Below are 14,654 nucleotides of genomic sequence, written 5' to 3' on the forward strand. Positions count from 1 at the left end.
TGGTGGGACGACTGCGAGCACCCTCGCCCGCCGGCGGCTATGCGGTCCAATACGCTTGAGTGGGATTCCATGCCGAGGGGACATAGGAGCGGGCGCCATGGATCTGGTGGGGGCGTGCCGCGCGTTCGTCAGCGTCAGCGAGCGCGGCAGTTTCACCGTCGGCGCGGCCGCCGCCCGGATGTCCCAGCCGGTGGCCAGCCGCCGTATCGCCGCCCTGGAGCAGCGCTTCGGCGAGCAGCTGTTCGAGCGCACCTCGCGGCGGGCCGTCCTCACCCCCTTCGGCCGGGACATGCTGCCGACGGCCCGTCAGCTCGTCCTGGCCGCCGACGTACTGGAACACGAGGCGAAGACCGCCAAGCGCAAGCCGTGGCGGCTCGCGGTGCCCGGGATCTGCTCCACCGCCGATCTCGCCCGCCTGGTCGCCGACGCACGAGGGCACGGCGTCACCCTCGAACTCCGCGCCGGCCCGCCGCCGCGGCGGCTGGAGCTCATCCGCTCCCAGCAGGTGCGCGCCGCCCTGCTCCCGGTGGTGCCGGACGAGGCGACATGGTCCGTGCCGCTCGGGCTGGCCGGCGCTCAGGACCCCGGCGTGAAACGCGTCTACCTCGACACCCTGCGGATGGGACGGGCCGACCCCGGGCCGGCCCGCCGTATCTGGATCCAGCCCGAGGACGACGCCCCGCACCTCCGCGACCCCCTGACCCGCCTGCGCGACGCCGTCGGCCTGCGGCCCGTACAGCTCGCCGTCGCGGCCGACCTCACCACCGCCGCGGCGGAGGTGCTGTGCTCCCGCGACCTGCTGCTGTGCTCGCCCGCGCAGGCCCGGGAACTCTCCCTGGCCTGGCGCCCCCTCGGCGACGCCACGCTCACCAGGGGGTACGCCCTCACCGCCACCGGTGATTCACAGCAGATCCAGGCGCGCCTGGGCGACGCGATCGCGCGCTGCCTCGGCGCCGAGGGGGCCGGCGCATGACGGAGGCGCTGCTGCGCGAGCTGCGCGGGCGGCTGCGCGACGGCGGTCTGCGCGGCTATCTCCTCGTCCGCGACCTGCGCACCGGCGAGGAGCTCGGCATCGAGCCGGACGCCCGACTGCCGGTGGCGTCCCTGGTCAAGATCCCGCTCGCGCTGGCGACGGCGGAGCGCATCCGGCGCGGCGAGCTCGACGGGGCGACGACGCTCGACGTGGCACCCGGCCGGATCACCACGCCCGGCCCCACCGGGCTGAGCCGCTTCCGCCACCCCGCCCGGATCGCGATCGACGACCTGCTCTACCTGAGCACCTGCGTCAGCGACGGAGTGGCCGCCGACGCGCTCTTCGACCTCACCCCGCCCGCCCGGGTCGCCGGCATCCTCCAGGAACTCGGCCTCCACGGCATCACCGTCCGGCACACCATGCGGGAGTTGACCGACACCCCCATGGAACGCTTCGACACCGCACAGGCGCACCTGGCCCACGCCCTCGCCATCGACGCGGGCACCAGCGGCCGCGGACATCGCGTACCGCAGCTCGACACCACGCGCGCCAACACCGGCAGCCCCCGCGCCTGCGTCGAACTGCTCCAGGCCCTGTGGACACCGTCGGCCATCCACCCGGACGTGGCCCGCCGCGTGCGCGAGCTGATGTCCCAGAACCTGATACGCCACCGCCTCGCCCCCGACTTCGTCTCGGACGCCACCACCTGGTCCTCCAAGACCGGCACCCTCCTCAACCTCCGCCACGAGATCGGCGTCGTCGAGCACTCCGACGGCCAGTCCTTCGCCATCGCCGTCCTGACCGAATCCCTCGTCTCCGCCGGCGCCCAGCCCGGCGTCGACGCCCTCATGGCCCAGGTCGCCCGGGCCCTGCGCGACCACCTGCGGCAGCTCTGAGAGCGCCGGACGAGCGGTATCGTCGGCAGCCGAGCGGACCGTTACGGGGGTGTTGGCGTGTACAGCTTCTACGTGTTCGAGGGCTCCTGCTGGCAGGGCGGCGGCGGTTGGGAGCACCTTGAGGTGGCCAACGACCTCGAAGCGCTCGACGCCTCGGTCGCGTACTACGTGCGCACGGGTTCGTGGGCGGCCGGTGCCACGTTCGTTGTCAGGGTTTACCGCCATGGCGAGCTGCTGCTCGAAAGGGAGCTCGACCCGTTCCTGACGGTGAAGGTCCCCGGGCTGACGGCGATGCGGTCCGCCGAGGACGGGCGAGCCAGCGGTGGCGTACCGGAGCCCGGCGGGCCGTACGACGGCATGGACGAGGACGCCGTCTGGGAAGTGCTGCCTCAGGAGATGTACGAGATCGCGTCGGAATCTCCCCAGGCCATCGACGTAAGCGTCGACTGGGACGGCCTTGCCCTGCCGGAACTGGTCTCTCCCGTGCTGCCGCCAGGGGCCGGCGTCGTACTCGACGGGCGCGAGTTGCGGTACGGCCGCAACTCGGACGTGGACGGCTGCATCTGACCTGCTCTCGGCCCAGGTTGTGGTGTGCGCCGCATACGGGCGGTGATGTTGGGTCGTTGTCGTTGGTGCGACCTGTCCGCGCCTACGGAGTGCGTCGCCGGGCCAGATGGGCCCGTGCATTTCGGGTCGCGCCGCTGCTCTCGCCGGTGACCTTGCTGAGCATGGCGATGACGGAATCCGCCAGCTCACGCGTTTCGGGCGGGTCGGTGATGGCCTGCCAAGTGGCCATCGCCCGGCGGGCCGAGGCGCGGGTCAGAGGATCGCCGACTCCTCGGGCATCGGCACGGGAGTCGGTGACGCTGAGGTATATGCGAGTGGCGGTGGCATGATCTCCGATGAGGTGGGCGATGTGAGCCTGCATCTCGCGCACGTTCGTGGTGTACTCATGCCGCTGTCCATAGGCCTTGGCGATACGTTGCTCCAGGATGCGCGCGATTTCCTCCGCTTCGGTCAGGTGGCCGTCGGCCATCGCCGCGGTAGCGGTGGCGAGCTGGTCCCGGTGCTCGGCGGGCAATGGCAGCGGGCCCCCTGGGGCCGGGGCCGGGTCTGGGGTGGCGTGCGGTGCCGCAGCTCCGGTCCAGAACTCGGGGGTCACTTCTCCCCAGGGGGCGTAGAGGACGTGATCGTTGTCGTGCATGGGCGGCTCCGGAGACTGAGTGGGGCGTGGCGTCGTCATCGGGACACGATCCGGCGGACGGCGACGATGCGAGTGATCGGACTCTTGGAATGACGCCAGCTGTCGTAGGTGACGATCCTCGTCTTCACACCAGTGCGGGGAGCCTCGATGATCCGGTTCTCGCCGATGTACATGCCGACGTGGCCGGGGCTTGAGGCGGTGCCGTCGGAGCCCGGCGTGAAGACCAGGTCGCCGGGCTGCGGGGCGTCGATGTTCACGGCCTCGCCCTCGTCGACCTGCGTGAAGGTCGTGCGACTGATAGTCACTCCCGCCGCCTTGTATGCCTGCTGCATCAGGCTGGAGCAGTCACACCAGTGCGCGGGGTTGCTCCCGTGGGCGTCGGTGCACGTGCCGCCCAGGCGGTACCAGCCGCCCTTCTGCCTCAACGCCCATGCGATCGCGGTGCGGACCTGGGGCGGGGTGTCGGTGGGCACGGTGTAGCCGGCGGGGAGGTCGACCGCCGAGGATATGCCGGCCGAGGCGGTGAATCGCTTGGCGCTCGCCATGATGTTCCGCACGTAGTGGTACGTCTGGCCCTTCGCGAAGGACTCGGGCGGCACCCCCCGGTACTTCTGCACGGCACCCCACCCGGCGTTGTAGCCCGCGAGGGCAAGTTCGATCGGCTCTCCCGGGTAGCCGGACCTCTTGGCTTTCTTCAGTAGGGAGCACATGAACCGGCCCTGAGCTGTTATGGCGTCCGGCGGATCGAGGGGGGAAGCGGCCCCGTCCCCGTCCGCGTCCGTCGCCCAGGTCTTCCAGGTGCCGGGCATGAACTGAGCTATGCCCTGAGCCCCGGCGTGGGAGCGCGCATTAGGGTTGAAGCCGCTCTCCTGCTTCAGCTGGGCGGCGAGGACAGGGGCTGGCAGACCGGGACAGGCGCCTGCGGCCTTCTCGATCCATGGTGCGTATTGAGGGGGTACGGATCTCGACTTGAGGCCGCCGCCGATGGCGGCGGTGTTGGGGTTTGCACTGGCCACCTCTGATGTGGTGGTGGTCTGGATGGCGACTCCGGCAATGAGGACGAACGGAGTCGCGATCAGTGCCCCCGCGGCTATCAGAACTTTCTTCGCCAATGCTCCCCCGTTTCCCCCCTCCAGGCGGCTTATGTTGCCTGGAGCCCCCTCCGTGTCAGCCTGATTCGCCCGGTGTGTCCTCTGGAACGGGATAGCGTCTCGGTCGCAGACGAGCCCCGTGCTTGTGTGTGTGGACGATCCGCCCCAATCGCCACCTGTGTTCGCAACTGCACCGCTCGCCGCATGCAGCGCGCAGGTGCAATTGCGTAACGAGGCTGCCTCAATCCCCGCCACGCGTCAAAGGACGTGGACAACACGTCGAGTCAGTTGTTAGACATGGCGCTTGGTCAACTCGCATAAGCGTAGCGTTGATTGGTCCAGGTCGATGGGGGTGTAGTGATGGCCAAGGCGGCGGCGCAGCCGGTTCCGCTGGCTTCGCGCACCCGGTTGATCGTGCCGGTGATGGCCTCGGCTGGGGGCAGCGGGCGTTCGGTCACTGCGGCGTTAGCCGCCGACGCCTTCGCTGTCCGTGGCACCACTGTCGTCCTTGACACTGTCCCGCGCCTCGCGTCGCCGTGGGCGGGTTGGTCTGCCACTTCCGGAGCCGGGCTTGCCTCGCTTCCGCCGGATCAGCCTCTCTACGCGCGTCAGGCACACGAGGCAGTCGGCACAGGTCCTGCGTCCGGGCCCCACCCCTGGCATGTCGTGACGGACTACCGCCGGTGGGACGCGCCTCCGCTGTCGCTGCCCGAGGACCCCGAGGCATGGCACCAGCTCGCCGCCATCGGTGGATGGCAGGCCGTCATTGTCGACACAGGCCACGACCTCGCTCACGACGTGGTGAGCTCCCGGCACTCCGGCCGGTCAGGAATCAGCGCCCGCTGGTGCTCCCTGCCCTACGCGGTCCCCGTGTTGTGCGCGGCCGCGACCGGTGAGGGCGTGGCCGCACTGCAGATCGCCGTGATGGCCGCAGAGGCCGACGGGCTGCCCTTGCAGCGCACCATCATCGTTCTGGCCGCGACCGGTGAAGGACGGTGGCCGGCGTCGGTCAAGGCGGCTCTGACCATGCTGGAACCCAAGGTCGGCGCGCTCCTCCGGCTGGAGTACGACCCGCGGATCCGTGCTCAAGGCGTACGTGACCTCGCTCGACTCAAGCCCCGCACCCGCGCCGTCGGCCGCGACCTGGCGCAAGCCGCTCTGTCATTGGTTCATGCAACCTGGGGCGAGCCGCTCCCTCCCGCTGCCGTTCCAGCGCCCCTTTCGGAAGGAAAGCCGTTACGTGTCCCTGTCCCTGGCCCTGCTCAAGTCGGCGGTATACCTCGCGGACAAGTGTGACAAGAAGAAAGAGGATTGCGACGACTCTGACGACCCGCTCATGCCGCGGTCGCCGGTCAGCCTGCCAGGGAAGTTGGGGAACGCTACCGACACGCTGATCGGCTGGTCTCTGACGGTCGCCCTGCTGGCCTGCCTCCTCGGTTTCATCTGGGGCGGGGCCCTGGTCGGTATCGGCAACAACACCGAGCGCCCGGACATGGCGGCGCGCGGGAAGCGCTCGATGCTGTGGTCCTGCGTTGCGGCCGGTGGCATCGGCGCGGTTTTCGCGCTCGTCGCGGCCTTCTACAACCTCGGCCGGGGGTAGCGCCTTGTCTTTCGACCACCACATGCAGCGCCGCCGCCGGGCGCGTAACCGCCTGCTGATGCTCGCCGCGCTGGTGGCAGCGGCGGCGATGGGCGCCGCGGTGTTCGCCTTCGTCAGCAACGGTTCCGACAGCAAGCAGGCCGGTAAGGGCGACCTCAAGCCCAGTCCCACGTCCAGCAGGTCGGCGGACCCGACAACTGGGACCACGACGCCGACGGTTCTGCCCACACCGCGTGACGTCGAGGACGGCGTTCCTGTCGGCTACCCCCACACGCGCGAGGGCGCGGTCTCGGCCCTGTCGCACTTCTACGACGTCTTCGATCCGCTGACTCCCGACGCCGCCGAGAAACAGGGGCGGGTCATCGCCGTGCCCCGGGAACAGGATCTGGTCGGCTGGGGGCTGCGGGATTCGTCTGAGAGGCTCCGGAAGAGCTACCAGCTGTCTGCGGACGGCGAGTCGGACGATGGCACCTATTACGCCAGCACTTCCCGGGCCTACCAGACCAGGGGGGTGAGCGCCAACAGGGTCACGGTGTGGATTCTGTCGGATGTCGAGCTCTCGATCAGAGGCGTTCCCCGGACCTACACCCAAGTGACGGGCAACGTCATGATCTGGACCGGCGGTGATTGGAAGCTCAGCGAGGTGAAGGAGACTGCTGGCGAGGAGCCTGCCAAGGCGACCCCGGACACTCCAGAGGCCGCCAGGGCTGGCTGGAGGACCCTTGTCTATGAGAAGTAGGACTGCCTGGCCTTTGGGGCTCCTCCTTGCTGTCGCCGCCCTGCTGACCGTCTTGGCCCCTCCTGTCAGTGCAGCCGAAGGTGACAGGCTCACAGTCCCTGTCACGTGCAAAGTGAAGGCGGATGGCAAGCCGGCTAAGACGTTCAATAAGAAATCCTGCTACGACTTCTGGACCAAGAATTGCGTCGACAAGAAAGCCAAGGATGATGAAAAGGTCTGCAAGGAGGTGGGGATTGTCGTCTGGCGCCACGTTATTGCGCCTGATAGGGAGTGTAAAGGAGGTGGACTTGGGAAGTTTTTCTGCGACACGCAGGAAGGCCTCATTGATATAACGGATGGCGGCCAGAAGTTCATTAAGGATCCCGCGAAGACCATCGCGACGGCTGCGTTTGATGCCGTTGCGGGAAATTTTGCCATAGCGGCGTCTGAAATCTTGTCGGGTCTGACGGATATGTTCTTGAACTTCTCCACGATCCGCCTGGAGAAAACGGGAATCAACGGTCCTTATGATCCGGATGATCCAGATGGTTCCGATAGGCCCGATGAAAAGGGTCCATATCAGCTGACGTGGGCTTTGTCAGCGCTTGTGGCTCTGCTTCTGCTGATCTGGCAATTCACGAAGGTCGGCATCAGCGGTGACGGGTCGTCTGCCGCAACGGCCATCATCGGACTGGCCAAGTGGGCCGTGATCTGCGTGGCAGCCCTGGCAGTGACACAAGCTGCGCTGGGGGCTTCCGACGAGGTCAGCAGGTGGATGATCAAGGAGTATAACGAAGAGATTGGCAAGGGTGCATTCCAGGAAAAGATGGAGACGTTGTTCCTGATCGGCGGTTGGAAGAACACAGCGCTGATCATGATCTTCGGCATACTTGCGGCATTGGCGTCGGTGGTCTTGTGGGGCGAGATGCTGCTGCGGCAGGCAGCTATCGTCGTGCTCGTGTGCTGCATCCCGATCTCGGCTGCGGGCGGCATCATGGACTCCACGAAGGAATGGTGGCCGAAGGCCCGTAACGCACTGATCTCGCTGATTCTCATCAAGCCCGTCGTCGTGCTGATCTTCGTGATCGGCTTCGCGACCACGGGTAGATCCACGGAGCCCAAAGACGTGATGGTCGGTCTGCTCACCATCGTGCTGGGCGCGTTCGCCTGGCCCGCGCTGGCGAAATTCATGACCTTCACGTCCGTGGGGTCCGGCGGCGGGCTTGCGTCCGGCCTGCTGGGGGCGGTCGGTGGCACTGCCGGGTCGATGTTCGGGTACGGCGGTGGAACGCCGTCCGGGGCGGGGGCGGTCGGTGGCGGTCGCGCGTTCACCCAGGCTCTGCAGTCGGAGAACGACAGCAACGTTGCCCAGGCGGCCGCTGGCGGCCGCGGGGGTCGCTTCGGCGGCCTGGGCAAGCTGGGAGCGACGGGGCTGGCCCTCCAGGGGGCCAAGGCGGGCAAGGAGTTGCTGGAGGGCGGCATGGAGGCGATGGCCGCCCATGCAGACCTGGGCCCCGGCAAGGACATGGGCGGACAGGTCAATGTTCCGCCGGGTGCCGGGGGAGAGGGCGGAGGTGCCAGTGCTCCGGCATCGACGCCTCCGCCACCGGAGCCGGGGGCTGGAGGCCCGCCTCCGCCACGGGTGGCAATGGAGCGCGGTTCCGCGCGACGCGCGGTAGACGCCGGAGACAACCCGCCGGCGGTTGACGGCGGCCGTGAGCCGACACCGATTTCGGCTGCTCCTGTGCGGCCGGCTCTGCCGCCTGCCCCGCGGGCCGTCGACGGCAGTGAGGGGTAGCCGATGAGCCAGAGCCAACCGGCCAACTATGCGGGCTGGCAGTCGGAGCGGCAGGGCTTTGTCGGATCCCTGTCGCTGACCGGCTGTGTGTTGCTCGCCGCGGCCGCGCTGTGCGTGATGCTGCCGGTCTATACGCAGAACTGGGCGGCAGAGATGATCGCGATCCCCGTCGCCGCAGTGCTCTACGCGCTGGCCAAGGTGCCCATCTACGGCATGACCGCCGAGGAGTGGGCCCGGCTGGCGATCCGTCACCAGATCAACGTGGCTGGAGGCCGCGACGTGTTCCTGAGCGGTGTGTTCGCTCCCCGGCGCCGGTCGGACGACCAGCAGCCAATGGACTTGCCGGGGATCCTGGCCCGGCTGAAGATCCTGGCCGCCCCCATCGGCGGGCAGGAGGAGATCGCGGTGGTCTACGACCCGCTGGAGAACACCTACAGCGCCGTGCTGGAGATCCGCTACCCCGGCCTGGCCCTTGAGGACACCGACCAGATCAACCGGCGGGTCGCCGCCTGGGGGGCTTTCCTGCGCACCCAGTGCGTGGAGGGCGGGCCGATCGTGCGGATCGCCGTCCACGAGCGGTCCCTGCCCGATGACGGCACGGCTCTGCAGTCCTGGACCGCCGTCCACGTCGACCCCGACGCTCCGCCCGCCGCGGTGGACGTGGTGACCGAGCTGGCCGCTCAAGGCGGCCCAGTCGCCAACGCCCGCGCCACCTACCTGACCGTGACCTTGTCGGCTTCTCGGGCCCGGCTGGCGGTCAAGGGAGCGGGCGGCGGTCGGCTGGGTGCGTGCGCGGTCCTGGTGCGTGAGATCACCGCCATGCAATCTGCTCTGGCCGCCGCCGACCTGAAGGTCGTCGCCCAGCTCAAGCCGCGGCAACTCGCGCAGGTCATCCGTACCGCGTTCGACCCGGACGCGGTCGCCGAGATGGCGATCCGCAACACCGCCGCCGAACAACCCGGCTGGGAAGGCGTCGAGCCGGGTGTCGACCCGAGGCTCGCGGGCCCGGCCGGCCACGAGACCGAACGCAGCCTCTACCGGCACGACGGTGCGGTCAGCGTCACCTACCAGGTGCGGAACTGGCCCGCCTCGGCCGTCTACGCCACGTGCCTGCAGCCCCTGCTGCGGCCGCGCCCGAACGCCCGACGCTCACTGTCGCTAACCTACGAGCCGATGGGGCCGCGCAGGGCTCGCACCGAACTGTCCCGCGCGCGCACGAAGAAGGACGTGGCGCGCAGGCTGCGGGCGAAGACGGGGCGGATCGAGTCGATGGACGAGCGCGCGGAGATGGTCCGAGCCCTGGAGCAGGACGCGGCCCGCGCCTCCGGGCACGGCATCGTGCGGTTCACCGGTCTGGTCACTGTCACCGTGACCGACACCGACGAGTTGGAGACCGCCTGCGCTGAGCTGCAGCAGGACGGGGCGGCGGCCGGTCTGGAGCTGCGCCGGATGTACTACGCGCAGGACTCCGGGTTCGCGGCCGCAGCCTTGCCGCTCGGCCTGGGGCTGCCCGAGCGCCGGGCGGTGATCTAGATGGCGTTCTTCACCCGGGCCAGGAACCGGGAGGACACCTCCGTCCCCTCCCAGGGGTTCGCGCACGTCCTGACCGAGGGCAGGCCCCGCAGCGCACCGGCTTCTGCTCCGGCCGCGGATCAGAAGCGCACGGGCATCGGCCCGGTACCGCCCCGGCTCGGGCGCAACGCCCCGTTCGCCGGTCGGGCCGCCAACGAGCCCAAGCCTGAAGTCCACCGCGCGGATACCAGCCAGGTCGCGGGCCTGTACCCGTTCCTGCACCCGGACACCCTGCCGCCAGTCGGCGCCTACATCGGCTACAACGTCCTGACGATGCGGGCGTTCAGCGCTCACCCGTCGGTTTGGGTCTCCGAAGGGCTGGTCACCAACCCCAACGTGATGATCACCGGTATCCCCGGCAGCGGGAAGTCAGCGCACATCAAGTCGCTCTGCCTCAGGCTGATGGCCTTCGGCACCAGGACGCTGATCGCAGGCGACGTTAAAGGTGAGTACGCCCCCCTGTGCCGTCACCTCGGCTACGAGCCGCTGCTGCTCGGCCCCGGCATGCCCGGCCGCCTGAACCCGCTGGACGCCGGGCCGCTCGGCGAGGGCCTTGAGGACATCACCGACCGGCACGTGCTGGCCACCAGGCTCACCGAGATTCACCGCCGCCGCATGTCCCTCATCAAGGCCCTGCTCGAACTCCAGCTGCGCCGACCTCTGTTGGCCGAGGAAGAAGAAGCGGTCTCCGCCGCGATCCGGGAGGTCACCGGCGAGTTGGCCCGCCGCGACACTCTGACCGCACCGACCCTGCCCACGGTGCACGCCGCGCTAATGGACCCCACCGAGGACATGGCGTACGAACTGCGGGTCCGGGACAAGGACATCCAGGCCACGCGCGAGCTCACCCGGTCCATCCGGGCCGCCCTCGGCCAGATGGTCAACGGACACCTCGGTGGCCTGTTCGACGCCGACACGTCCAGCGAGCTCGATTTCACCGCCCCGATCCAGTGCGTGGACATCTCGCGGATGAAGGACTACGGGGACGACATCGTGAGCATGATCCTCACCTGCGTCTCCTCCTGGGCCCAGGCGGCCATCGACACCCCCGGCCCGCCCCGCCTGGTGGTGCGGGACGAGCTGTGGCGGCAGATGCGCTCCGGCGGTGCCTCCCAGGTCCGGAAGATCGACTCCGACCTCCGCCTGTCCCGCGCGGACGGCACCATCCAGGTCCTGGCCACCCACCGGCTCGCCGACTTCGAAAGCGTCGGCGCTGCCGACTCGGAGGCGGTCGCCATCGCCAAAGACATGATCTCCAGCTGTGAGACCCGTATCCAGCTCGCCCAGGACACCCGCCCCCTGCAGCAGATCCGCGACGCTGTCGGCCTCACTGACGCCGAGTGCGACATGATCAGTTCCTGGGGCAAAGCCCACGTCGGCCGGGCCTTGTGGAAGGTCGGCAAGACCGGCTCCCACCCCGTCCAGCTACACCTGACCCCACTGGAAGAACAGCTGTACCACACCGACGAGCGGATGACGGTATGAGCGGCAGCTCATCCTCCCCGCGCCCCGGCGGCGACTCGCTCCTGGCGCCCGCCCTGCTCCTGATTGCCATCGCCGCGGCGGCCTGCACGGTGGTGACCGCCCCGGCCGCCGCAGCGCTCGCCGGGCGCGGCTGGGCGGACACCGACCGGGATCCGGCCACCGCCGCGCTGCTCACGCTCGGGCGCGGCCCAGCTGCGGCCTGGGACCCAGCCCCGCCTGCGTGGTTGTTCTGGACGATCACGGTCATCGTCTGGGGATTGCTGGTATGGGTCGGGTGGCGCCTGCGGCGGATCTTCGGCGGCGGTACGCGCCTGGGCGGCGCCCAGTGGGGCGGCGCCCGCATCGAGCGGAAGCTCGCGGTGCCAGGTGACCCGGCCAAGCGACCCAACCGCATCACTGCCGGCCGCGGCCAGCAGACGAAGAAGATCGTGGCCGCCAAGCCGAACATCTCGGCCACCGTCTTCGGCGTCCCCGGCTCCTCCAAGACCAGCGGCCTGGTCCTGGGCAACGCGGCCGAGTGGCAGGGCCCGGTCCTGGTGACCACCACCAAGGCCGCCGACCTGGACGTGATCTACGCACGTCGCAGGAACCTCGGTCCGGTCTGGGTGATCGCCCCCGCCGGGATTCCCGGACGACCCAGCCACCGCTGGTCGCCGGTCGACTACTGCACCGACGCCAAGGCCGCTGACCGGATGGCCGCCTGGATGGCAGAGGCCTCCGCCTCCAGCGCCGACAAGCGCTCAGCAGCCTGGGTCGACCAAGCCCGCAGCATCCTTAAAGGCGTCCTGCTCGCCGCACAGCTCAACGGCGGCGGCGTCAACGACATGCGCACCTGGCTGGGGCTGGGCAAAGACGCCGTCGACCACGTCCGCGGCGTCCTCCTCGCTCACGGATACGAAGAAGTCGCCGACGACTACGCCTCACCCTGGCTGCGCCTGCACGACGACGGCATCGGCTCCATCCAATTCACCCTGAACGTGCTCGCCCGCGTCTACGCCGACGAAGAAGTCCGCGAGTCGGCGGCCGGCACCGACTTCACCGTCGAGGATTTCCTTGACCAGAACGGCACCGTGTGCCTGGTCGCCTCGGAGTCCGACGCGGAACGCTTCGCCCCGCTCCTGACCTCGATCACCGCCTCGATCATCCACGGCGCCGAAATGCGCTACAACACCACCGGCAAGCCCCTCGACCCCGCGCTCGGAGTGATGGTCGACGAGGCCGGCAACATGCTCCGCTACCCGCGCCTCCCGAACATCCTCACCACCGGCCGGGGCATGGGCATCAATCTCCTCACCGTCTGGCACGACCTCTCCCAGCTCCGCGAAACCCTCGGCACCCAGAAGGCCAACACCGTCATGTCCGCCAGCGGCCTGCGCATGTTGCTGCCCGGCTGCGCCGACCCGGAGACGCTGAAGTTCTTCCAGACCCTGCTCGGCCGCACCGAGGTCGCCCGCACCTCGGTGGGCCGCTCACGAGGCGAATACTCCTCCAACACCTCGCCCACGGAAACTGACCTCGCTCCGGTGCACACCCTGATGCAGTTGGAGGACTTCACCGCCGTGGCTCAGTACTCCAACATGCCACCGATCAAGGTCAACATGCGGCTGACCTGGCGCGACAAGGACCTCAAGAAGTACCTAGCAGTGTCGGCGCCCGCCACCGTGGTCAGTCTCGACAAGGGATCCCCCGCGAGCCCGCTAGAGGACGCCGATGTCTGACACTGGCCCGTTCCCCGGCCTGGGAGTGACTCCAGATCCGCTGCACGACCCCGGCGCACTACGGCTCACACCGGCCGACAGACCAAACCCGGGGCGGCCACCAGCCGCGCAGAGCTGGGTCTGGGCAGCAATGGAACCGCCGGAGCGGCGGGCAAAGATCCGCGAACTCGCTACCTGGGTGGACTGGCTGACCACCGCCCACGAGCTGAACAACACCATCCCCGCCTGCTGGTACCGTCACCCTAAAGTCCTTGAGCATCTCACGGCTCTGTATGCGGGATGGGTACGCACCTATTGCCGCGAAGAGGACAACGGCCGGGATTTCGCCGAAGCCGAGTGGCTGTCGACATTGCATGCCATGGAGCCGTACCTGAAAGTCCCCGCCTGCGCCACGAGACATGTGCCGCCTCCTGCGCCGGGGCCAGAACGCGAGGAGCACGAACGCGAGGAACGCGCCCACGCCCTGGAGGAGTTCTTGCTGACCTCAACCTTTGGCACCGGTCCAGCCGAACACCCTGCTGAACCGCCGCTTTAGTCCGTCCACCTGTCATACTCCCTGCCAGGCCTGAGTTGTCGAGATGAGCTGCTCATCTTGTACCTTGACGGCTGGGTGCCCTGTCAGACGCCATAACCGCGTGACGGGGCCTTGTTGGACAGATTCCGGCTTTGCATAGGAGAGCCAGGCGCGTTGGTGAGGAGCCGCGCCTGGGGGCGCGGTGGGCGGGCAGCGTGCTCGGCGTCACGTTGCTGAGGAGTAAGCCCTGAACGACGCTGAAGCTCGGCCTTGGCGGCGAGAGCTGCGCGATTGAACCCATCTGCCTGCACACTTGAATTTTTCATCTGTTGTCGAGCGTGGGTCAAGTCCGCAGCGGCGCTACTGGCGGCTCGTTCGACGATTTCTGCATTGGCGCCGCGTTCACGCAACCTGGCGGCGGTAGACCCCCCCTCGTGCTGTCGCTGATCCTCGTCAAGTTCACGTGCTTTGTGGGCATACCGGTCAGCGGCCGTACGGGCGCGGGATGCGTCAGAGATAGAGCGAGATTGATGGTCGATCAACGCGGGATCGCTCAGTAGGGACATCGGCTGGTGGTCATATAGCCGGTGGGCCGCAGAGCGTGCCTGCTCGGCTGGCACACCATGGGCTTCGGCCGCGCGAGCATACATATCAACGGTCTCGCCTCGCCGACGTTCGTGCTCGGTGGGATCAGTGCGGTCTGCCGCGCGTAGATAAACGGTCTCGCCGGTGCGACGACTGTCGATACGCAGCTGACCATCCGCGCTGAGGTAGATTTTGTTTCCCTTGGTGGTGGCTTCCAGGCCGCCATCTGGGGTGTGGTGAATAAAATCTTCACGCGGAGGGTACATCCGGCCATCGAACTTTAGCCCGGGGTTGGGATCGCGTGGTACACCGCTGTACTCGTCCTCAACCTGATTTAGAACGGTGCTGAGCTGGTGCAAGGCAGCCCGTGCGGAGCGGGTCGGCCCCAGTTCTTCCAGACGCTGATAGACGATGGCGAGGCGTTCGGGCGGGCTGAGTCGACGCGGCATGGAATCAGGTGTGTGCTGTCGACTGTCGGACATGGTCCCCCCTGGGATCCT

Annotated in this window: 13 protein-coding genes; 10 read left to right on the forward strand and 3 right to left on the reverse strand. The window is 68.4% G+C overall.

Translation table 11 applies throughout. The features are described 5' to 3' along the window. Positions 1 to 97: 97 nt before the first annotated feature. Genes ACFZDL_RS23790 through ACFZDL_RS23800 form a run of 3 tightly spaced genes read left to right on the forward strand, consistent with a single transcriptional unit; the run spans position 98 to position 2,436 of the window. On the forward strand, positions 98 to 973 hold the full coding sequence (locus tag ACFZDL_RS23790; protein WP_353592336.1) for a LysR family transcriptional regulator: 876 nt from the start codon (positions 98 to 100) through the stop codon (positions 971 to 973). Then, positions 970 to 1,869 carry a serine hydrolase gene (locus ACFZDL_RS23795; RefSeq protein WP_353592337.1) on the forward strand — a complete coding sequence of 300 codons (900 nt, stop codon included), beginning with the start codon at positions 970 to 972 and terminating at the stop codon, positions 1,867 to 1,869. Before ACFZDL_RS23790 ends, ACFZDL_RS23795 begins: the two co-directional genes overlap by 4 nt. Before the next feature lie 57 nt (positions 1,870 to 1,926). Next, positions 1,927 to 2,436, forward strand: a complete 510-nt coding sequence (locus ACFZDL_RS23800; RefSeq protein WP_353592338.1) for a hypothetical protein — start codon at positions 1,927 to 1,929, stop codon at positions 2,434 to 2,436. A gap of 82 nt (positions 2,437 to 2,518) precedes the next feature. Here ACFZDL_RS23800 and ACFZDL_RS23805 read toward each other — a convergent pair whose 3' ends face one another. Then, positions 2,519 to 2,950 (reverse strand): hypothetical protein, encoded by a 432-nt coding sequence (locus ACFZDL_RS23805; RefSeq protein ID WP_391192172.1) that lies wholly within the window; start codon positions 2,948 to 2,950, stop codon positions 2,519 to 2,521. 158 nt (positions 2,951 to 3,108) lie between these two features. Then, positions 3,109 to 4,185: a bifunctional lytic transglycosylase/C40 family peptidase gene (locus ACFZDL_RS23810; RefSeq protein WP_353592340.1), complete on the reverse strand. Its 1,077-nt coding sequence runs from the start codon at positions 4,183 to 4,185 to the stop codon at positions 3,109 to 3,111. 1,060 nt (positions 4,186 to 5,245) lie between these two features. Here ACFZDL_RS23810 and ACFZDL_RS23815 point away from each other — a divergent pair. The 7 genes from ACFZDL_RS23815 (at position 5,246) to ACFZDL_RS23845 (ending at position 13,590) form a co-directional block, all read left to right on the forward strand. Next, positions 5,246 to 5,764: a hypothetical protein gene (locus ACFZDL_RS23815; RefSeq protein WP_391192175.1), complete on the forward strand. Its 519-nt coding sequence runs from the start codon at positions 5,246 to 5,248 to the stop codon at positions 5,762 to 5,764. Positions 5,765 to 5,768: 4 nt separating this feature from the next. After that, positions 5,769 to 6,503 carry a hypothetical protein gene (locus ACFZDL_RS23820; RefSeq protein ID WP_353592342.1) on the forward strand — a complete coding sequence of 245 codons (735 nt, stop codon included), beginning with the start codon at positions 5,769 to 5,771 and terminating at the stop codon, positions 6,501 to 6,503. Between the two features lie 112 nt (positions 6,504 to 6,615). Next, positions 6,616 to 8,280 carry a hypothetical protein gene (locus tag ACFZDL_RS23825; protein WP_353592343.1) on the forward strand — a complete coding sequence of 555 codons (1,665 nt, stop codon included), beginning with the start codon at positions 6,616 to 6,618 and terminating at the stop codon, positions 8,278 to 8,280. A 3-nt stretch (positions 8,281 to 8,283) separates the two neighbouring features. After that, on the forward strand, positions 8,284 to 9,813 hold the full coding sequence (locus tag ACFZDL_RS23830) for an SCO6880 family protein (protein WP_353592344.1): 1,530 nt from the start codon (positions 8,284 to 8,286) through the stop codon (positions 9,811 to 9,813). Next, positions 9,814 to 11,337: a type VI secretion protein gene (locus ACFZDL_RS23835; RefSeq protein WP_353592345.1), complete on the forward strand. Its 1,524-nt coding sequence runs from the start codon at positions 9,814 to 9,816 to the stop codon at positions 11,335 to 11,337. Then, complete coding sequence (locus ACFZDL_RS23840; protein ID WP_353592346.1) at positions 11,334 to 13,055, forward strand: type IV secretory system conjugative DNA transfer family protein; 1,722 nt, start codon at positions 11,334 to 11,336, stop codon at positions 13,053 to 13,055. Before ACFZDL_RS23835 ends, ACFZDL_RS23840 begins: the two co-directional genes overlap by 4 nt. A 178-nt stretch (positions 13,056 to 13,233) precedes the next feature. Beyond that, on the forward strand, positions 13,234 to 13,590 hold the full coding sequence (locus tag ACFZDL_RS23845; protein WP_353592347.1) for a hypothetical protein: 357 nt from the start codon (positions 13,234 to 13,236) through the stop codon (positions 13,588 to 13,590). Between the two features lie 83 nt (positions 13,591 to 13,673). Here ACFZDL_RS23845 and ACFZDL_RS23850 read toward each other — a convergent pair whose 3' ends face one another. After that, positions 13,674 to 14,636 (reverse strand): hypothetical protein, encoded by a 963-nt coding sequence (locus ACFZDL_RS23850; protein ID WP_353592348.1) that lies wholly within the window; start codon positions 14,634 to 14,636, stop codon positions 13,674 to 13,676. Positions 14,637 to 14,654: the final 18 nt, after the last annotated feature.

This window comes from Streptomyces sp. NPDC007917 (assembly GCF_042959105.1).
Lineage (GTDB): Bacteria > Actinomycetota > Actinomycetes > Streptomycetales > Streptomycetaceae > Streptomyces.